19 protein-coding genes are annotated in these 18431 nt (G+C 61.1%); 10 read left to right on the top strand and 9 right to left on the bottom strand.

What is annotated here, in order from left to right:
* Position 1 precedes the first annotated feature (1 nt).
* The 7 genes from rnc to B9Z40_RS03210 are packed head-to-tail and all read left to right on the top strand — an operon-like array spanning position 2 to position 5143.
* On the top strand, positions 2–712 hold the full coding sequence (gene rnc, locus B9Z40_RS03240; RefSeq protein ID WP_100172887.1) for a ribonuclease III: 711 nt from the start codon (positions 2–4) through the stop codon (positions 710–712).
* Entirely contained in the window at positions 709–1764 is a 1056-nt protein-coding gene (era, locus tag B9Z40_RS03235; protein WP_100171863.1) for a GTPase Era, read from the top strand. The genes rnc and era overlap by 4 nt, the downstream gene beginning before the upstream one ends.
* An 11-nt stretch (positions 1765–1775) precedes the next feature.
* Positions 1776–2525 carry a DNA repair protein RecO gene (gene recO / locus B9Z40_RS03230; RefSeq protein WP_100171862.1) on the top strand — a complete coding sequence of 250 codons (750 nt, stop codon included), beginning with the start codon at positions 1776–1778 and terminating at the stop codon, positions 2523–2525.
* Positions 2522–3271, top strand: coding sequence for a pyridoxine 5'-phosphate synthase (locus tag B9Z40_RS03225; protein ID WP_100171861.1), 750 nt, complete (start codon positions 2522–2524; stop codon positions 3269–3271). Before recO ends, B9Z40_RS03225 begins: the two co-directional genes overlap by 4 nt.
* Positions 3268–3675 carry a holo-ACP synthase gene (gene acpS, locus B9Z40_RS03220; RefSeq protein WP_100171860.1) on the top strand — a complete coding sequence of 136 codons (408 nt, stop codon included), beginning with the start codon at positions 3268–3270 and terminating at the stop codon, positions 3673–3675. Before B9Z40_RS03225 ends, acpS begins: the two co-directional genes overlap by 4 nt.
* 37 nt (positions 3676–3712) lie before the next feature.
* Complete coding sequence (gene nagZ, locus B9Z40_RS03215; protein WP_100172886.1) at positions 3713–4798, top strand: beta-N-acetylhexosaminidase; 1086 nt, start codon at positions 3713–3715, stop codon at positions 4796–4798.
* Positions 4799–4816: 18 nt separating this feature from the next.
* Positions 4817–5143 (top strand): hypothetical protein, encoded by a 327-nt coding sequence (locus B9Z40_RS03210; RefSeq protein ID WP_100171859.1) that lies wholly within the window; start codon positions 4817–4819, stop codon positions 5141–5143.
* 60 nt (positions 5144–5203) lie between these two features.
* Here the strand turns inward: B9Z40_RS03210 and lysS are convergent, their stop codons facing one another.
* Together lysS and B9Z40_RS03200 are read right to left on the bottom strand one after the other, a co-directional pair.
* The gene (lysS, locus tag B9Z40_RS03205; RefSeq protein ID WP_100171858.1) at positions 5204–6757 is read right to left on the bottom strand and encodes a lysine--tRNA ligase; all 1554 of its coding nucleotides are present in this window, start codon (positions 6755–6757) and stop codon (positions 5204–5206) included.
* A 95-nt stretch (positions 6758–6852) separates the two neighbouring features.
* Complete coding sequence (locus B9Z40_RS03200; RefSeq protein ID WP_233204767.1) at positions 6853–7542, bottom strand: LON peptidase substrate-binding domain-containing protein; 690 nt, start codon at positions 7540–7542, stop codon at positions 6853–6855.
* Positions 7543–7583: 41 nt separating this feature from the next.
* Here B9Z40_RS03200 and B9Z40_RS03195 point away from each other — a divergent pair, with 41 nt between their 5' ends.
* Positions 7584–8132 (top strand): YggT family protein, encoded by a 549-nt coding sequence (locus B9Z40_RS03195; protein ID WP_100171856.1) that lies wholly within the window; start codon positions 7584–7586, stop codon positions 8130–8132.
* A 77-nt stretch (positions 8133–8209) separates the two neighbouring features.
* On the opposite strand, the gene accD is transcribed toward B9Z40_RS03195, so the two are convergent.
* The 7 genes from accD to asd form a co-directional block, all read right to left on the bottom strand.
* Entirely contained in the window at positions 8210–9082 is an 873-nt protein-coding gene (gene accD, locus B9Z40_RS03190; protein WP_100171855.1) for an acetyl-CoA carboxylase, carboxyltransferase subunit beta, read from the bottom strand.
* A 74-nt stretch (positions 9083–9156) separates the two neighbouring features.
* On the bottom strand, positions 9157–9966 hold the full coding sequence (gene trpA / locus B9Z40_RS03185) for a tryptophan synthase subunit alpha (protein WP_100171854.1): 810 nt from the start codon (positions 9964–9966) through the stop codon (positions 9157–9159).
* A gap of 10 nt (positions 9967–9976) precedes the next feature.
* Positions 9977–11260: a tryptophan synthase subunit beta gene (trpB, locus tag B9Z40_RS03180; RefSeq protein ID WP_100171853.1), complete on the bottom strand. Its 1284-nt coding sequence runs from the start codon at positions 11258–11260 to the stop codon at positions 9977–9979.
* Positions 11261–11360: 100 nt separating this feature from the next.
* Positions 11361–12056 carry a phosphoribosylanthranilate isomerase gene (locus B9Z40_RS03175; RefSeq protein WP_100171852.1) on the bottom strand — a complete coding sequence of 232 codons (696 nt, stop codon included), beginning with the start codon at positions 12054–12056 and terminating at the stop codon, positions 11361–11363.
* A complete protein-coding gene (gene truA, locus B9Z40_RS03170; RefSeq protein ID WP_100171851.1) occupies positions 12053–12838 on the bottom strand; it encodes a tRNA pseudouridine(38-40) synthase TruA in 786 nt (261 codons plus the stop codon). Before truA ends, B9Z40_RS03175 begins: the two co-directional genes overlap by 4 nt.
* Complete coding sequence (locus B9Z40_RS03165; RefSeq protein ID WP_100171850.1) at positions 12835–14322, bottom strand: FimV family protein; 1488 nt, start codon at positions 14320–14322, stop codon at positions 12835–12837. Before B9Z40_RS03165 ends, truA begins: the two co-directional genes overlap by 4 nt.
* Positions 14322–15452 carry an aspartate-semialdehyde dehydrogenase gene (asd, locus tag B9Z40_RS03160; RefSeq protein WP_100171849.1) on the bottom strand — a complete coding sequence of 377 codons (1131 nt, stop codon included), beginning with the start codon at positions 15450–15452 and terminating at the stop codon, positions 14322–14324. Before asd ends, B9Z40_RS03165 begins: the two co-directional genes overlap by 1 nt.
* Before the next feature lie 310 nt (positions 15453–15762).
* Between asd and B9Z40_RS03155 the strand changes: the two genes are divergently transcribed.
* Positions 15763–16638 (top strand): bile acid:sodium symporter family protein, encoded by an 876-nt coding sequence (locus B9Z40_RS03155; RefSeq protein ID WP_100171848.1) that lies wholly within the window; start codon positions 15763–15765, stop codon positions 16636–16638.
* Positions 16619–18373, top strand: a complete 1755-nt coding sequence (locus B9Z40_RS03150; protein WP_100171847.1) for an amidohydrolase family protein — start codon at positions 16619–16621, stop codon at positions 18371–18373. The genes B9Z40_RS03155 and B9Z40_RS03150 overlap by 20 nt, the downstream gene beginning before the upstream one ends.
* The last annotated feature ends 58 nt before the right edge of the window (positions 18374–18431 follow it).

Here is an 18431-nt window from a genome sequence, read left to right as displayed (position 1 = left end):
GGTGAGCGTGGCCACCTCATCCACGGTTCCTGCAGGTTTGGCTGATCTGCAAATTCGCCTGGCTTATGCCTTTCGCCAGCCCGCTTTGCTGCAGCAGGCCTTGACCCACCGCAGTTTCAGTGCCGACCACTACGAGCGCTTGGAATTTCTGGGCGACTCGGTCCTCAACCTGGCGGTCTCGCACATGCTTTATGCGCAACTGGCCGACATGCCCGAAGGTGATTTGTCGCGGGTGCGGGCCAACTTGGTCAAGCAAGACACCTTGCACCAGTTGGCCAAAACACTCGATGTCTCGGCCGTCATGCGTTTGGGCGAGGGTGAAATGCGTTCTGGCGGGCAGGGCCGGCCCTCCATCTTGGCGGACATGGTCGAAGCCATCATCGGCGCCGTCTACCTGGATGGCGGTTACCAAGACGCCCAAAAATTGGTCGAACGCTTGTTTGCCAAAGTGGACATCAAGCCCGACATGCAGGCGGTGGGCAAAGACCCCAAAACCGAGCTGCAAGAGTGGTTGCAAGGCCGCAAGCTTGCGCTGCCCAAATACACCGTGGTGGCCACCTCCGGGGCCGCACACCGCCAGCAGTTTGAGGTCTCTTGCGAGGTGACCGAACTGCGTCAAACCCAACAAGGCTCGGGCGCATCGCGTCGCGCGGCTGAACAAGCAGCGGCAGCCGCCATGCTGCAGACCTTGAAATCCGAAAGCGCCGCATGAGCACCGATAAAAAAACGCCTGAAACTGAACGCACGCCGCAAGAACAAACCATGCGCCGCCCCGTTCAAATCGCGGGCGTGACCATTCAGCCACGAGATGCCTCGGAAGACGCCTCATTGCCACTGGTCGCTGCTGCCCCCGCACCAGTGCCAGTTGAAGGCCAGCATTGCGGCTTGGTGGCCATTGTGGGCAAGCCCAACGTGGGCAAGTCCACCTTGCTCAATGCCTTGGTGGGCCAAAAGATCAGCATCACCTCGCGCAAAGCCCAAACCACACGCCACCGCATCACCGGCATCCGCACCCAAGGCGCGGCGCAGTATGTGTTTGTGGACACACCCGGTTTTCAGACCATCCACGGCACAGCACTCAACAAGTCGCTGAACAAGACCGTGGTCGGCGCTGTGAGCGATGTGGACCTGGTTTTGTTTGTGGTCGAGGCGGGCAGCTTCACCACGGCAGACGCCAAGGTGCTGGCGCTGCTCAAGCCCGGCATTCCGGTTTTGTTGGTGGCCAACAAATTGGACAACGTGCACCGCCGTGGCGACATCGCCCCTTGGTTGCGCGAGATGCAAGAGCGCCATGCTTTCACCGAGTTTTTCCCCATGTCGGCCAAGCAGCCCAAAGACATTGAGCGATTGCTCGGTGTTTGCGAAAAATACCTGCCCGAGCAGCCTTGGTTTCACGCCGAGGACGAGCTGACCGACCGCAGCGAGAAGTTCCTGGCCAGCGAAATGGTGCGCGAAAAACTCTTCCGCCTGACGGGCGACGAGTTGCCTTACACCTCCACGGTGGTCATCGACAAGTTCGAAGAAGAAGCGGGCCGTACCGCCAAGCGCATGCTGCGCATTGCGGCCACCATCGTGGTCGAGCGCGAAGGCCACAAGGCCATGGTCATTGGTGACAAGGGCGAAAAGCTCAAGCGCATCGGTACCGAAACCCGCGTCGAGCTGGAAAAGCTGCTGGACGCCAAGGTGTTCATCGAGCTGTGGGTGAAGGTGCGTTCGGGCTGGGCTGACGACGAAGCCCGCGTGCGCAGTTTCGGTTACGAGTAACGCCTGCTTCAATGGCCACCAAGCGGATCGCAGACGAGCCAGCCTATGTGCTGCACCGCTACGACTGGAGCGAAACCAGCCTGATTTTGGACGTCTTCACGCGTCACCACGGTCGTGGGGCTTTGGTGGCCAAAGGGGCCAAACGGCCCACGTCCAGCTTTCGCCCGGTGCTCCTGCCTTTGCAGCCTTTGTCGCTGGCTTTTGGGGGAGACGGCGACATCCGCACCCTCAAGTCGGCCGAATGGGTGGGCGGACACGTCATGCCCACGGGCGAGGCTTTGTTGTCCGGCTATTACATCAATGAATTGCTGATGCGCCTGACGGCCCGCGACGACCCTCACCCTGAGCTGTTCGATGTGTACGCTGCAGTTGTGCGCTTGCTGGCCAGTGGCGACCCCGACGCTTTGCAATGGGCTTTGCGAGGGTTTGAGCTGCTGCTGCTCAAAGACATGGGTTTGTTGCCCGCACTCGATGTGCAAACCCTGACCCTCAAACCGCTGCTGCCCACAGAGCATTACGCCTTGGTGCCTGAAGCGGGCTTGCAGTGGGTGAGTGGCGACACCCGCAGCGCTTTTCGCGGCGTGCAATGGCAAGCGCTGCACACGGCCTTGGCGTCGACCAACCCGTTGGCTGCTTTGCTGCGCGAGTGCGCCGACCTGCTGGTGCAACTGCAACGCCCTTTGCGCCTCATGCTCAACTACCATTGTGGTGTCGGCGCATTGCGCACCCGCCAAATGATGCTGGACCTGCAAACCCTATGACCACCACCTCTGAACGCGTTGCCCTGTCGGTCAACGTCAACAAAGTCGCCTTGCTTCGCAACTCTCGCCACCTGGGCATCCCCAGTGTTACGCGTGCCGCCGAGCTGTGTCTGCAAGCGGGCGCACAAGGTATAACCATCCATCCTCGCCCAGACGAGCGCCACATCCGCGCCAGCGATGTGCCCGAGTTGCACGCGCTTATGAAGGCTTGGCCTGAGCGCGAATTCAACATCGAAGGCAACCCCTTTCACAACCTGATGGACCACGTGCGCGCCGTGCGTCCGCACCAGGTGACCTTTGTGCCCGACAGCGAAGGCCAATTCACCAGCGACCACGGCTGGAGCTTTCCACATGATGCCGAGCGCTTGAAACCCCTGATCGACGAGTGCCGGTCGCTGGGCGTGCGCGTGAGCCTGTTCATGGACCCCGAGCCTGAACAAATGGCCGCTGCCCGCGCCGTGGGCGCTGACCGTGTGGAGCTTTACACCGAGCCTTATGCGGCCACCTGGGGTACGCCAGAGAACGCAGCCCAGTTGCAGCGCTACGCGGATGCGGCCGCGGCGGCTTTGCAGTCAGGCCTGGGTGTGAACGCCGGGCACGACCTGAACCGCGACAACTTGCCCGCCTTTGTGGCGGCCGTCAAAGGCCTGCAAGAAGTCTCGATCGGCCACGCCTTCATGGCCGACGCGCTGGAGCTGGGTTATGCCGCCACGGTGCAAGCGTATTTGGTCTGCCTGCAAAAATGATCTACGGAATCGGCACCGACATTTGCGATATCCGGCGCATCCAAGCCAGCTTGGAGCGGCATGGCGAGCGTTTTGCCGCCAAGGTGCTGTCTGATGCCGAGATGGCCACCTGGAAAGCCCGCAGCGCCCGCTGGCCTGAGCGCGGTGTGCGCTATCTGGCCACTCGGTTTTCGGCCAAAGAGGCTTTCAGCAAGGCCATTGGCTTGGGCATGCGCATGCCCATGACTTGGCGTCTGTGTGAGGTGGCCAAGCTGCCCAGCGGCCAGCCGGTCATCGTGCTGCACGGTGTTTTGAAAGAGTGGTTTGAAGCCAAGCAGCTCAGCGCCCACATCACCGTGACCGACGAGTCCGAGTACGCCGCGAGTTTTTGCGTGGTCGAGACCGCAGGCGCACCTCACCCTTGATTTGCCGCGCTGGCGCCCCAAATTGAATGGACACCCCATGACACAGCACGCCCCCCTGATCATCGACATTGCCGGCACCACATTGACCGACGTGGACCGCCGCCGTCTGGCGCATCCGCTCGTGGGGGGCATGATTTTGTTTGGCCGCAACTGGCACAGCCGCGCGCAGCTGACCGAGCTGTGTGCCGACATCAAAAGCTTCCGACCCGACCTCTTGATCGCGGTGGACCACGAAGGCGGGCGCGTGCAGCGCTTTCGCACCGACGGCTTCACCCACCTGCCGCCCATGCGGGCGCTGGGTGAGCTTTGGGGGCAGGACGACAAGGGGCAACCCGGCTCGGGCGTGCTCAAGGCCTGCGAAGCGGCGACCTCGGTAGGCTTTGTGCTGGCCAGCGAGCTGCGCGCCTGCGGTGTGGACTTCAGCTTCACGCCTGTGCTGGATCTGGACCACGGCGAGAGCGGCGTGATTGGCGACCGCGCTTTTGCTCGCGACCCGCGTGTGGTGAGCCTGCTGGCCCGCAGCCTGATGCAGGGCCTGCTGCAAGCGGGCATGGGCAACTGCGGCAAACATTTCCCCGGACACGGCGCCGTCAAGGCCGACTCGCATGTCGCGCTTCCCGTCGACAAACGCGGCCTCAAAGCCATCTTGGCCGACGACGCGCAGCCTTACCGTTGGCTGGGCAGTGTGCTGACCGCCGTCATGCCCGCCCATGTGATCTACAGCAAGGTCGACAGCCGCCCGGCGGGCTTTTCATCGCGCTGGCTGCAAGACATCTTGCGCGCACAGCTGGGTTTTCAGGGCGTGGTGTGTACCGACGACCTGTCGATGGCGGCTGCGCGCCAAATGGACGGCCGCACCCTCAGCTACACCGAAGCGGTGATCACCGCGCTCCAAGCCGGGTGCGACCTGGCGCTGCTGTGCAACCGCTCAGCGGTGAACGACGGCGCAGAACTGGACGAAGTGCTCGACCAGCTGGCCGAAGCCCAGCTCAAAGGCCACTGGACACCGAACGAAATCAGTGAAGAGCGGCGTTTGGACCTCTTGCCCCGATCACCTGCCCGCCCTTGGGATGATCTGGTGCGCTCTGCCGACTACATGCAGGCACTCGACCGCTTGCCTTGACCTGAACAGGACACCTGAATGAACTGGATTGCACGCATCATCATGGGCTTGCTCGGACTGGGTTTCCTGGCGGCCTTGCTCTTTGGTTTGCTCTGCTACATCGTCTTTGCAACGCTCCGTTGGTTGTTGACAGGCCGAAAGCCTCAGGTGGTGATGGTTTGGCAGCAGTTCAGCACCATGCGCCAAAACTTCAGGCAAGGTGGTTTTCGCGCAGGAACAGGACAAGGCTTCGAGCCTTCCAGTGGTCAAGGTGCGCCGTTTGCCCGTGACGACCAAGTCGTCGACGTGGAGGTACGTGAGGTGATCGAAGACGCGCCGCGCTTGCCGTCCAACCGACGCCCCTGAATGCATTTGGTTAACAAAAAACCCGGCCTAGGCCGGGTTTTTTGTCGGTGCGATGTTCATTTACTCCTGAACATGCCGCAGGGCAGGGAACAGGATCACGTCGCGGATGCTGGCGCTGTCGGTCAGCAGCATCATCAGGCGGTCAATGCCGATGCCGCAGCCGCCTGCGGGGGGCATGCCGTATTCGAGGGCACGTACAAAGTCGTGGTCGTAGTACATGGCTTCGTCGTCGCCGTCGTCTTTGGCGGCGACTTGAGCATGGAAGCGTGCGGCCTGGTCTTCGGCGTCGTTCAACTCGCTGAAACCGTTACCGAACTCGCGGCCCGTGATGTAAAGCTCAAAGCGCTCGGTCACTTCGGGGCGGGTGTCGTTGGCGCGTGCCAGCGGTGAGATTTCGGTCGGATGTTCCATGATGAAGGTCGGCTCCCAGAGCTTGTCTTCCACGGTTTCCTCAAAGTAGAACACCTGCAGGCTGGCCAAGCTGCGGGTGGACAGCTTGTTTTTCTCTTCGTTCATGCCCAGCTTCTTCAGGGCGTTGGTCAGCCACTCGGCGTTGTCCACGTTGTCACCCGCTTCGGTGTGCTTGACGATGGCTTCGCGAATCGTCATGCGGGCGAAAGGCTTGTTCAGGTCCACTGGCTTGCCGTTGTAGGTCAAGTCCAAGGTGCCTGCAGCGGTCATGGCCGCGTCGCGGATCAGGCTTTCCGTGAAGCCCATGAGGTCCTGGTAGTTCCAGTACGCCGCGTAGAACTCCATCATGGTGAACTCGGGGTTGTGGCGCACCGAAATGCCTTCGTTGCGGAAGTTGCGGTTGATCTCGAACACGCGCTCAAAACCACCCACCAACAAGCGCTTGAGGTACAGCTCAGGCGCGATGCGCAAGAACATTTCTTGGTCCAGCGCGTTGTGGTGCGTCACAAAGGGCTTGGCGTTGGCACCACCGGGAATGGGGTGCAGCATGGGCGTTTCGACTTCCAAAAAGCCGTGCTGGACCATGAATTCGCGAATGCCGCTTACGGCCTTGCTGCGGACCACAAAGCGCTTGCGGGCGGCCTCGTCGGTCATCAGGTCGACGTAACGCTGGCGGTACTTCACCTCTTGGTCGGCAATGCCGTGGAACTTGTCGGGCATGGGGCGCAGGCTCTTGGTGAGCATGCGGATGCCGGTGGCGTGGATCGACAACTCGCCCGTGCGGGTCTTGAACAAATGGCCTTCGACGCCCACGATGTCGCCCAGGTCCCAGTGTTTGAACAGGGCGTACAGGTCTTCACCCACATCGTCGCGGGTCACATAGACCTGGATGCGGCCCGTGGCGTCTTGCAAGGTGGCAAAGCTGGCCTTGCCCATGACACGCTTGAGCATCATGCGGCCAGCGACTTTGGCGGTGGTCTTGGCCACGCCTTCGCCGTTCAGGGCTTCGGCTTCTTTGCCGCCGTGTGCTTCGTGCAGGTTGGCGGCGTGGTGCTCTGGCTTGAAGTCGTTGGGGAAGGTCACGCCTTTGCCATCGACCTGCGCCTGGCGCATGGCCTTGAGTTTTTCGCGGCGCTCAGCGATCAGCTGGTTTTCATCTTCTGGGGCTGGTACGGCTGTGGCGTTGGCGTTCGTGTCGGACATGTCGGGCGGGTGGTTGGACTCAGGGCGCGGGGCGGGTTTGAGTCTGGATTGCGGGAAAAGAAGGAATGCTGCGCCAAAGCGCGAAGTGCACTATTTTAAGAGTTTGCGGGTGGCTTTTGGCCTTGGCCGCCAGAGGGTGTGGCCGAAGGCTGAGGAGGGCGATCAGCGGGCGCCACCATGTCGCCGATCAATTCCAGCCGCATCAAGGGCTCTTGCAGCGCAAACAGCCGGTATTTCATTTGCAGCGGCAAGGGCAGCAACTCGCCCCAGCGGTTGGACAACCAGCTGCAGTCCTGCAGCCGCCAGGCCTTTGCCCAGTGGGGCACCGTGCTGGGCTGAGCGCTCAGTTCGGTCAACACCTCGTGCATTTGCGCGGACAAGTGCTGAAGGTCTTCCGGCACTTGAACATCAGGCTCGGGTGTGAGAGCTTGCACTTGGCCTGTCCACAAGCCGTCGCTGCGCTGCTGCGTGGACTGGATGCTGAATCGCTCCACGCCCCTGCACCAAACCATCACCAAGCCCGCTTGGGGCCGCTCGATGCGTTCGATCTGAACCCGGGTGCCCATGGTTTCAAATTGCTCCGCGGCTGCCCCCGGACGGTGCACTTCGCGGCCTTGGACCAGTGTGACCACGCCAAATCCGGTGGCCGTGCGTTCGCATTCGCCAATCATTTGCAAATAGCGCAATTCAAACAATTGCAGGGGCAGTAATGCGCCGGGAAACAGCACAGTGCCCAGCGGAAACAGGGGCAATTCCGCAAGCGGTGCGGGGGATGGGGTGGGCACGGCATTCATCTGGGTATCATCGCACGAGCAGGAGAACAGCAATGTGGTTTCAGATGGTCAGCATGGTGTTGGATGTGGTCGCGGGTTTGGTGGCGGGCACTTGCTTGTTGCGTTTTTTGATGCAGTGGCAACGCATTTCGTTTCACCAGCCTTTGGGCCGATTCGTGTTCTCCATGACCGATTGGTTGGTCATGCCGCTGCGCAAAGTCATTCCGGCTTGGACAAACTGGGATTTGTCCAGCTGGGTGGGCGCTTGGCTGGTCAAACTGGTCCAGTTTTTGTTGCTGTGGCTCATCGCCGGTGGTCGCGGGTCTTTGGGCTTGTTGCCTTTGGTCAGTTTGGTGGGCTTAGTTCAGTTGGTGGTGTCGGCTTTGAGCGCCTTGGTGCTGGTCTTGGCCATCATGTCCTGGGTCAATCCCGGCTCGCCGATGTACAGCCTCACAGTTCGTTTGTGCGACCCGTTTTTGAGGCCTTTTCAGCGTGTGGTGCCATTGATTGGCGGCATTGACTTGTCACCTCTGGCGCTGCTCTTGGTTTTGCAAATTCTGGGCATGCTGCTTTCGGGCTTTCAAATGAGCTGGCTGCACTGAAGGCTTGCGCTCTCGCCCAAACAACAAAGCCCTCACTAGGAGGGCTTTGTTTTGAGAGTCACTGATTTTGCTAGGTTTTAACTGACCGCATCCGCGGGCTGGCGCTGGAGCATGGCCAAGGTGCTGGCGATGGTTTTGCGCAATTCGCGGCGGTCGCAGATGAAGTCCACCGCGCCCTTGGTTTGCAAGAACTCAGCGCGCTGGAAACCTTCGGGCAAGGTCACACGCACGGTGCTTTCGATCACGCGGGGACCGGCAAAGCCAATCAGGGCTTTGGGTTCGGCAATCACCACGTCGCCCAAAAATGCAAAGCCTGCAGACACGCCGCCCATGGTCGGGTCGGTCAGCACACTGATGTAGGGCAGGCCTTTTTTGGCCAAGCGCGTCAAAGCGGCATTGGTCTTGGCCATTTGCATGAGCGAGAGCAAGCCTTCTTGCATGCGGGCACCGCCAGTCGCAGTGAAACAGACGAAAGGCACTTTTTGTTCGATGGCAGTCTCGACACCGCGCACAAAACGCTCTCCCACCACCGAGCCCATGGAGCCGCCCATGAAGTCGAATTCAAAGCAGGCCGCCACCAATTCGATGTTGTGCACAGCCCCACCCATGACCACCAGGGCGTCGGTTTCGCCTGTGTTGTTCATGGCTTCTTTCAGGCGCTCGGGGTATTTGCGGCTGTCTTTGAACTTCAAGGGATCCACGGGCACGACTTCTTGGCCGATTTCGTAGCGGCCTTCGCCGTCCAGGAAACCATTCAGGCGAGCACGGGCACCGATGCGCAGGTGGTGCGAGCAACCGGGGCAAACGTTCTGGTTTTCTTCCAAGTCGGTTTTGTAAAGCACCGTCTCGCAACTGGGGCACTTGACCCACAAGCCTTCAGGCACCGAGCGGCGGTCGGCCGGGTCGGTGTGTTGAATCTTGGGGGGGAGCAGTTTTTCGAGCCAACTCATGAGGAATCTCCTTCAGCGGCGAATTATCGTTGAAACGGGGCCCGCGTCTGTCACGCAGAGCAGGCCCCTGCCGCTCAGGCGTCCAGCGCTTGCCGAATGCCCGAGAGGAATTCACCCGCCACGGCATTGATGCGGTCTGCCGGAGCGGCATCGATCAGCTGGATCAGGCGCGAGCCGATCACCACCGCATCGGCCACCTTGCTGATCGCCTTGGCGGTTTCTGCGTCGCGGATGCCAAAGCCCACACCCACCGGCACGCTCACATGCTGACGGATGCGTGGCAGCATGGCTTCGACCGCGTCGGTGTCCAGCATGCCAGAGCCTGTCACGCCCTTGAGCGACACGTAGTACACGTAGCCGCTGGCGACCTGCGCCACTTGCTGCATGCGTTCGTCGGTGCTGGTGGGGGCCAGCAAAAAGATCAGGTCCATGTTGTGGGCGCGCAGCTTGGCGGCAAATTCCACGCATTCTTCGGGTGGATAGTCCACGATCAGCACGCCGTCTACACCCGCTGCCGAGGCGTCGCGGATAAAGCAGTCAGCGCCGTGTTTTTGGTCATAGCGCTCCACCGGGTTGGCGTAGCCCATCAGCACCACTGGGGTGGTGGTGTTGGTTTGGCGGAACTCGCGCACCATGGCCAACACTTGCACGGTGCCAATGCCCAGCGCCAGGGCTTTGTCGCCCGCTTTTTGGATCACCGGCCCGTCGGCAGAGGGGTCCGAAAAAGGCACCCCCAGCTCGATGATGTCGGCCCCGGCTTCGGCCATGGCGTGCATCAGGGGCACGGTGGTGGTTTTTTGGGGGAAACCTGCCGTGACATACGGGATCAGGGCTTTGCGGCTCTGGGATTTCAGGGCGGAGAGGGTGGCGTCGATGCGGCTCATGTTCTGCCCCTTATTTGACGAAATTCACGGGCTGCTCGCCACCTTTGACCGACTGGCCTTGGCAGCTGGGGCGGCAATAGAAGTCGGCGTTCGACAGGTCGGCCACCGTGCCAATGTCCTTGTCGCCACGGCCAGACAGGTTGACCAAAATGGATTGGTCCGTGCGCATGGTTTTGGCCAGTTTCATGGCGTAGGCCACGGCATGGCTTGACTCGAGCGCGGCGATGATGCCCTCGGTGCGGCACAGATAGTGGAAGGCTTCCAGTGCTTGCTTGTCGGTGATGCCCACGTATTCGGCGCGGCCAATGTCTTTGAGGAACGCATGCTCGGGGCCCACGCCGGGGTAGTCCAGGCCCGCGCTCACGCTGTGCGTCTCGGTGATTTGGCCGTTCTCGTCTTGCAAGATGTAGGTGCGGTTGCCGTGCAACACACCCGGTGTGCCCAGCTGCAGCGAGGCCGAGTGTTTGTTCGTGTCCAGGCCTTCACCTGCCGCTTCCACACCGATCAGACGGGTTTTTTCGTGTTGGATGTAGGGGTAGAAGATGCCCATGGCATTGCTGCCGCCGCCCACGCAGGCGATGACCGCATCCGGTTGTTCCTCTGCCATCTTGAGGCTTTTGAACATCTCGGGCATTTGTGTGAGGCACTCTTCGCCGATCACGCTTTGGAAGTCGCGCACCATCATGGGGTAAGGGTGCGGCCCGGCCACGGTGCCGATGATGTAGAAGGTGTTGTCCACGTTGGCCACCCAATCGCGCATGGCTTCGTTCAGTGCGTCTTTGAGGGTTTTGCTGCCGGACTCCACGGGCACCACGGTCGCGCCCAAGAGTTTCATGCGGTAAACGTTGGGGCTTTGGCGTTTGACATCTTCGGCGCCCATGTACACCACGCATTCCAGGCCGTAGCGGGCACAGATGGTGGCCGTGGCCACGCCGTGCTGACCCGCACCGGTTTCGGCAATGATGCGCGGCTTGCCCATGCGCTTGGCGAGCATGGCCTGGCCGATGGTGTTGTTGATCTTGTGTGCGCCTGTGTGGTTCAGGTCTTCGCGCTTCAAGAAAATTTGCGCACCACCCATCTCACGGCTCATGCGGGCCGCGTGGTAGACGGGGGAGGGGCGGCCCACAAAGTGCGCCAGCTCGGACTTGAATTCAGCGATGAATTCAGGGTCGTGCTGGTACTTGGCGTAAGCGTCTTTCAGCTCGTTGATAGCATGGGTCAGGGTTTCGCTGACGAAACTGCCACCATAAATGCCGAAATGGCCTTTGAGGTCGGGTTGTTGGTATTCGAACATGTTGCTGGGCTCAGTTAGGGGGGCTTGGCCGCTCGGTGCTAGCAGACGATGCAGATGCTGCAAAGGAGCCGAAACGTGCCGAGACGTGCTTTGGGGCTATTTAAAAAGAGAGGTCGTTGTCAGCGGTGCGCACCGCTTGGACAAACTGCCGCATTTTGTCGGCATCTTTCAGGCCCTTGCCTGCTTCGATGCCCGAGCTCACGTCAACGGCCAGAGACAGGCCGTGCGTGTGCAGTGCCCGAATGCCATCGCCCACGTTTGCAGGTGTGAGTCCACCAGACAAAACGAGGTGAGCATTGACGTTTGGTGGCAGGAGTGACCAATGGAATGTTTGTCCGCCGCCGCCGTATCCGTCGACATGGGCGTCGAGCAAGAGGGCGTTTGCAGCGTGGTGTTGAGCTGCAAATTCTAGCAAGTCGAAGTCATGCACCGCGGACAGGGGGATTCGCGCGGCTTTCAGGTGCGCGCGACCGGTCATGTGCGTCATGGTTTCGCAAAATTCAGGCGACTCGTCGCCGTGGAACTGCAGCAAAGCGCCCGGCACGGCCGCGCAAGCGGCCTGGATGCGTTCGGGGGTCTCGTTGACGAAGAGAAGCACGGGCGAGACAAAAGCGGGCAGCAGGCGAGCCAACTCGGCTGCGCGTTCGATGCTCACACTGCGTGGGCTGGGGGGGTAAAGCACAAAACCGATGGCGTCGGCACCCAAGGCGCAGGCGGCCATCACATCGGCCTCGCGGGTGAAGCCGCACATTTTGATGCGGGTGCGTTGCTGTGGGGCGGGGCTGATCAGCGTCATGGCAACCAATCAAAAGCAGGGGTGGTGTCGGGCAAACCCCATTCGGGGCTGTAAATGGGGCCGGCAAAGTAAAGGCCATCGGGCGAAAAAGTGGGCGCTGCGGCATCGCGGCTCTGGGCCAAAAGGACTTCGCGCATCCAGTCAGGCGACTGGGTGCCCTGGCCAATCGTGACCAGGCAGCCCATGATGTTGCGGATCATGTGGTGCAAAAAGGCATTGCCTTCGAACTCGAAGCGCCAATAGGCGCCATGCTTGGAAATGCGGATGTGCCGAAGCGTCTTGACGGGGGAAAGCGCTTGACAGCTGCTGGCCCTGAAAGACGAAAAATCGTGCTCGCCCAACAGATGCTGACGGGCTTGCTGCATCGGCTCTTCGGCCAATGGGCGGTACACCCAGCCGACACGGCCAGCCTCCAGGCTGGGGCGCACGGCGGAGTCGAGCAGCACATAGATGTAACGACGGCCCGTGGCGCTGGCGCGGCAATGGAAGGTGTCGGGCACGATTTGCGCCCACTGCACAGCAATGTCAGAAGGCAAATACCGGTTGGTGCCGCGCACCCAAGACTGCGGATCGCGGTCCAGGTCGGTGTCGAAATGCACCACTTGCATGAGGCCGTGCACGCCGGCATCGGTGCGGCCTGCACACAAGGTGCTGACACGCGGGACATCGGCAAACTTGGACAGGGCTTTTTCGAGTTTGTCTTGCACCGTTTGGCCGGTGCTTTGGCTTTGCCAACCTTGGTAGGCTGTGCCCAAGTAGCCAACACCGAGGGCGACTCTCACGTCTTCGTGCCTGCAGGTGGGTTGGCCTCGGCCGCAGCTGGCCTCTCGGGCGTTGGCGTCAGGTTCAAGTCCAGATTGGCAAACTGCGGCGGCAAGCCCGATGGCAATGGCGCGCGCTCGACCTGTATTTCCTTGCTCTGGTCTTTCATTAAAGGCACCTTCGTTTCGCGAGCGGTGGCGTTCGTGTCGTGTTGTGCAAACAAATCATCGCCATTGGATGGGCGTCGTCTGGCCAGCCACACCCAGACCCACATGCCGCCCAGCAGCGCCAAGACCCATGCCCAAATGGTGGTGCTGCCGCTGATTTTTTCCAGCAAAGAGGTGGGCTGTGATTGCGCCACGGCAAGGGGCAGGCTCGGAGTATTGGGCTGAAGTGCTGCAGGTGCAGCTGGGACCTGTTCTTTGTCGCCCATCGGTTTGATGGCCGACAAGGACTTGAGGGTGTCCAGGTTTTTTTGGAGCGCCGCCAGTTGCTCGGTTTTGTCTTGAATCTCACGTTCAACAGCCAATCTGGCTTCATCGCTGCTGGTGCTGCCAGCGTCCCGCTTGCTGAGGGTCAAGGTGTCTTGGGCGGGCAGCTGCTGAACCGGTGTGGGGCTGTCTGCGCTGAGTTTGCCGCTCATCTCGCGTGTGGCGTTCTCGGGAGCCTTGAGGGCCGATTGCGCCAAGCGCCGGGCATAGGCCACAAAGTCAACGGTTTGCGCCACCACCGTTTGCCGTGCTTCCTCGGCCGACAGTTGAGAGGCCTCTTGCGCGTTGGGCAATTGAACTTGGGCGCCTTCTCGCAGCAGGTTCACATTGCCTTCAATGAAGGCTTCGGGGTTGGCCCGCACCATGGCCAGCAGCATTTGCTCCAGCGTGACGCCGACTGGCAAGGGGCGGACAAGCAGTCGAGAGGCGGAATCGCCTGCCCGAACGGTGACGGTTTCTGGGGTGCCTTGGTTTGTTTTAACGAGCGCTGGGTTAACCGCAGTTGCCAAGGCGGTAGGCGATACCACTGGGGCGATCAAGCCATCTTCTGCCTGGGTTCGGACTGGACGGCTGGGCGAGGCACCCACGGGTGAGATCAGCAAGGTGTAGTTCATGGCCAAGCGGCCTGAGGGCCACTGGGCCTCCACGATCAGATCCATGAAGTGTTCGTTCACGGGCGTCAGACCGGTCAAGGCGATGAAAGGCTGACCATTGCCGCGAAACTCCAAGCGCGTTTGCAAGCCGTTGAGTGCCGGGTTCAACACCATTTGGGCCTGCTCAAAACTGGCCGCAGGCGCCAATTGCAACTTGAGCCTGCGCAGGTCTTCCACCTTGTATTGCGTGATTTCAATGGCCGCCCGAAGTGGCTGCCCGATGCCCGACTCCACCGAAACCTGACCCAGCGTCAAGGCCAGGGCTGACCCGCTCGCACAGGCGAGGGCCAAAGCCAACCCCAGGCGCAGGCCGGATCCGTGCTTTGTCGGTGATGGCGGGTGCATCGGGCGCAAAAGCATCAAGCGTCCAGCAAGATGCGCAGCATGCGGCGCAGCGGCTCGGCAGCGCCCCACAGCAACTGGTCACCAATGGTGAACGCGCCGACATATTCAGGGCCCATGGCCAGTTTGCGCACACGGCCCACGGGAATGGTCATGGTGCCGGTCACGGCCACAGGGGTCAAGTCCTTGATGGTGGCTTCGCGGGTGTTGGGCACCACTTTGACCCACTCGTTGTCGGCGGCGATCATGGCTTCGATGTCGGCCACAGGCACGTCTTTTTTGAGCTTGAAGGTCAGGGCCTGGCTGTGGCAACGCATCGCGCCAACGCGCACGCAGAAACCATCGACCGGAATGGCCGCAGAGTTGAAAGCCTCGCCCAGTCCCAAAATCTTGTTGGTTTCGGCCATGCCTTTCCACTCTTCCTTCGACATGCCGTTGCCCAAGTCCTTGTCGATCCAAGGGATCAGTGAGCCACCCAAGGGAACGCCAAAGTTGGCGGTCTCTGAAGCCGTCAAGGCGCGTTGCTTGGCGACCACCATGCGGTCGATTTCCAGGATGGCGCTCTTGGGGTCGTCCAGCAAGGCTTTGACTTCGGCGTTCAGCGTGCCGTATTGGGTCAACAACTCGCGCATGTGCTGCGCGCCGCCGCCCGAAGCCGCCTGGTAAGTCTGGGTGCTCATCCACTCCACCAGACCGGCTTTGTACAAAGCGCCCACGCCCATCAACATGCACGAAACGGTGCAGTTGCCGCCCACCCAGTTCTTGCCGCCGTGCGCCAGTGCGTTCTTGATCACGGGCATGTTGACCGGATCGAGGATGATCACGGCGTCTTTTTCCATGCGCAGGGTCGAGGCCGCGTCGATCCAGTGGCCGTTCCAGCCCGCAGCGCGCAGCTTGGGGAAGACTTCAGAGGTGTAGTCGCCCCCTTGGGCGGTGATGATGATCTCGCAACGCTTGAGCTGCTCGATGTCGAAGGCGTCTTGCAGCGTGGTTTCGTTCTTGGCCATCGAGGGGGCTTTGCCACCCGCGTTCGATGTGGAGAAGAACAATGGCTCGATCAGGTCAAAGTCTTTTTCCTGAATCATGCGGTCCATCAGAACCGAGCCGACCATGCCGCGCCAGCCGACCAAACCTACTAACTTGCTCATTTCAACGCCCTTTCAGTTTTTAAAACAGTGTCAGACCAGACTGTTTGCCCGGCTCGTCTGGCCGGGGGGCGCACGACGAACCAGACTGGATCAGCCCTTAATGGTCGTCGTTTTTGTGGAAGTCACACGCGCACCAGCAGCCACCCAAGCGGTGTTTGAAGGTTTCCAAGAGGACATGCAGGTGTGAAACATAGATGAATATTGTAGCGGATGGCCTTGTCTGGACCCGAGGGCACGGCAGCTGGCCTGCGCGTAAACCCTTTGCTTTTGAGGCTTCGATGTTGTCTATACTTTTTAAAAGGAAGTACGCATGAATGCACAACAATTGATTTTGAGCCTGGTGCTGGCGACCATGGTGTTTTCGGTCTCGCTGGAACTGCGGATCGAGGATTTCCGGCGAGTCGCCCAAAGCCCTCGCGCGGTGGTGTGTGGGCTGATCCCCCAGTTCATCTTGCTGCCCGTGGGCACTTGGCTCGCCACGCTGGTGCTGGACTTGCCTGCCAACATCGAGGCGGCCATGATTTTGGTGGCGGCCTGCCCGGGCGGGAGCCTGAGCAACGTGATCACCCACATGGGGCGCGGCAACACGGCGCTGTCGGTCAGCATCTCTGCGGTGGCCAGCGTGATCGCGCTGTTTGCCACCCCCTTCAACTTCAGCTGGATGATCGCGGCCAACCCCGAAACCGCGTCTTGGTTGCGCCAGCTGTCGATCGACCCGTCGGGCATCTGGCTGAGTCTGGTGGCGCTGCTCGGCATTCCGCTGGCGCTGGGTTTGGTCTTTTCGCACCGCCTGCCTGCACTCACACAACGCATCCGCAAGCCGCTGGGCAACTTTGCCGTGGCCGCGCTGATCTTGTTCATCGTGGCGGGCCTGATCAAGGAGCGTCAATTGCTGACCCTGGGCCTCTTGCCCACCTTGTTGATCGTGGTGCTGCACAACGCCAGCGGCTTGTTTTTGGGCTGGGCCACCAGCATGGCCATGGGCATGAGCGCTCGCGACCGCCGGGCCATCATGATCGAAGGCGGCATGCAGAACTCCGGTCTGGCGCTGGGCATCATCGCGGTACAGTTTGGAAGTGACTTAGGGATGGTCACACTGGCCAGTCTGTGGGGCATTTGGCACATCGTGAGCGGCCTGGGATTGGCTATTTATTGGAAGAAAAAAGATGCTCGATTGGTTGGTTAAAAACGGCACCGTCGTTGACGGTACTGGCGCACCAGCGCGTGTGGCCGATGTGGGCGTGCGCGGCGGCCGCATTGTGGCGGTGGGCCAGGTGGACGAGCCTGCCCGGCAAACGCTGGATGCAACAGGTTTGTGGATCACCCCCGGCTTTGTGGACATCCACACCCACTACGACGGACAAGTCACTTGGGACGAAAGCTTCACACCCAGCATCTACCATGGCGTGACCACGCTGGTCATGGGCAACTGCGGCGTGGGCTTTGCCCCCAAACGCCCAGGGCATGAGGACGACCTGGTCAAGCTGATGGAAGGCGTGGAGGACATTCCGGGTGCGGCGCTGCACGAAGGCATCCGCTGGAACTGGGAAAGTTTTCCGCAGTACATGGACGCGCTGGCGGCCACGCCGCGCAGCTTGGACTACTTGGTGCAGGTGCCGCACGACCCCTTGCGCATGTTCGTGATGGGCGAGCGGGCGCTGGCCCACGAGAAGGCCACGGCCCAAGACATTCAGGCCATGCAAGCCTTGCTGCGCGAAGCCCTGCAGGCAGGCGCCGCCGGCTTCAGCACAGGGCGCAGCGACAACCACCGCACGTCCGAGGGCAAGGACACGCCTGCAGCCAACGCAGGCCAAGAAGAGCTGACCGGGTTGGCGCAAGCTTTTGAAGGCCTGAGGCACGGCGTGGTGCAGATCGTGAGCGACTTCAACTTGATGAACGGCCCAGACCCCTTCGACGCCGAGTTCGATTGTGTGGAGGCACTGGCGCGGGCCAGCGGCAAGCCAGTGTCCATGACCTGGCTGCAGCGTGACCCCGGTGGAGAGCAGTACCTGAAGATCCAAGAGCGGGTCGAAGCTGCGGTGAAGGCAGGCCTGCCTTTGTACATGCAGACCGCTGTTCGCGGCATCGGTGTGCTCAATGGCTTGGATGCCAGCTTTCACCCTTTCATGGGTTTTCCGTCTTACAAAGAGGTGGCGCATTTGCCGCTGGCACAACGCGCCGAAGCCTTGCGCGACCCCGCCCGCAAGGCCCGCATCCTGTCTGAAAAGTCCGAGCGCCTGGCCGGGGACGGCAGCGCGATCCCGCCGTTGGTGGACATTTTGCTGGCCAAGATCGACCTCATCAGCGGACGCATGTTTGCACTCGAAGACACGCTCAATTACGAGCCTTCGGTCATGCAGAGCTTTTTGGTGCGCGCCAAGCAGGCGGGTGTCTCGCCTTTGGCGGTGATTTATGACCACCTGTGCGCGGGCAACGGCGAAGGCCTGATCTATTTCCCGATCTTCAACTACAACGAGGGATCGCTCGATGCCGTGCGCCGCATGCTGGATCACCCGCGTGCGCTCAGCAGCCTGAGCGACGCGGGCGCGCATGTGGGCACGGTGTGTGATGCCAGTTTCACTACCTTCATGCTCACGCATTGGGTGCGCGACCGCGGACGTAAATCCATAGCGCTGGAGACGGCGGTGGAAATGCTCACGAGCCGCAATGCCCGTTATTTGGGCTTGTCAGACCGGGGCGTGATCGCCGAGGGCATGCGTGCCGATCTGAACGCCATCGACCCGGCCCGCCTGAGTGTGGGCTTGCCCCGCTTGGTGCGCGACTTGCCCGCAGGTGGCAAGCGCTTTGTGCAAAAGGCCGAGGGCTATGTCGCCACTTGGGTGGCAGGCGAGCAGGTGCAACGTGAAGGCGAGATCACCGAAGCCCGCCCCGGGCGGCTGGTGCGCATGGGGCAAGACTGACACGCTGCATTTTTGGCATAAAAAAAGCCCGGTCACCTTCGCAGGTGCCGGGCTTTGT

The sequence above is a fragment of the Limnohabitans sp. 15K genome (assembly GCF_002778285.1).
In the GTDB taxonomy this organism is placed as follows: Bacteria; Pseudomonadota; Gammaproteobacteria; order Burkholderiales; family Burkholderiaceae_C; genus Limnohabitans_A.
This window is presented reverse-complemented; position numbering and strand designations above follow the sequence as displayed.

Coding starts and splice junctions, on each gene's coding strand:
- era (WP_100171863.1), top strand. CDS start 709: ATGAGCACCGATAAAAAAACGCCTGAAACTGAACGCACGCCGCAAGAA.
- recO (WP_100171862.1), top strand. CDS start 1,776: ATGGCCACCAAGCGGATCGCAGACGAGCCAGCCTATGTGCTGCACCGC.
- B9Z40_RS03225 (WP_100171861.1), top strand. CDS start 2,522: ATGACCACCACCTCTGAACGCGTTGCCCTGTCGGTCAACGTCAACAAA.
- acpS (WP_100171860.1), top strand. CDS start 3,268: ATGATCTACGGAATCGGCACCGACATTTGCGATATCCGGCGCATCCAA.
- nagZ (WP_100172886.1), top strand. CDS start 3,713: ATGACACAGCACGCCCCCCTGATCATCGACATTGCCGGCACCACATTG.
- B9Z40_RS03210 (WP_100171859.1), top strand. CDS start 4,817: ATGAACTGGATTGCACGCATCATCATGGGCTTGCTCGGACTGGGTTTC.
- lysS (WP_100171858.1), bottom strand. CDS start 6,757: ATGTCCGACACGAACGCCAACGCCACAGCCGTACCAGCCCCAGAAGAT.
- B9Z40_RS03195 (WP_100171856.1), top strand. CDS start 7,584: ATGTGGTTTCAGATGGTCAGCATGGTGTTGGATGTGGTCGCGGGTTTG.
- accD (WP_100171855.1), bottom strand. CDS start 9,082: ATGAGTTGGCTCGAAAAACTGCTCCCCCCCAAGATTCAACACACCGAC.
- trpA (WP_100171854.1), bottom strand. CDS start 9,966: ATGAGCCGCATCGACGCCACCCTCTCCGCCCTGAAATCCCAGAGCCGC.
- trpB (WP_100171853.1), bottom strand. CDS start 11,260: ATGTTCGAATACCAACAACCCGACCTCAAAGGCCATTTCGGCATTTAT.
- B9Z40_RS03175 (WP_100171852.1), bottom strand. CDS start 12,056: ATGACGCTGATCAGCCCCGCCCCACAGCAACGCACCCGCATCAAAATG.
- B9Z40_RS03165 (WP_100171850.1), bottom strand. CDS start 14,322: ATGCTTTTGCGCCCGATGCACCCGCCATCACCGACAAAGCACGGATCC.
- asd (WP_100171849.1), bottom strand. CDS start 15,452: ATGAGCAAGTTAGTAGGTTTGGTCGGCTGGCGCGGCATGGTCGGCTCG.
- B9Z40_RS03155 (WP_100171848.1), top strand. CDS start 15,763: ATGAATGCACAACAATTGATTTTGAGCCTGGTGCTGGCGACCATGGTG.
- B9Z40_RS03150 (WP_100171847.1), top strand. CDS start 16,619: ATGCTCGATTGGTTGGTTAAAAACGGCACCGTCGTTGACGGTACTGGC.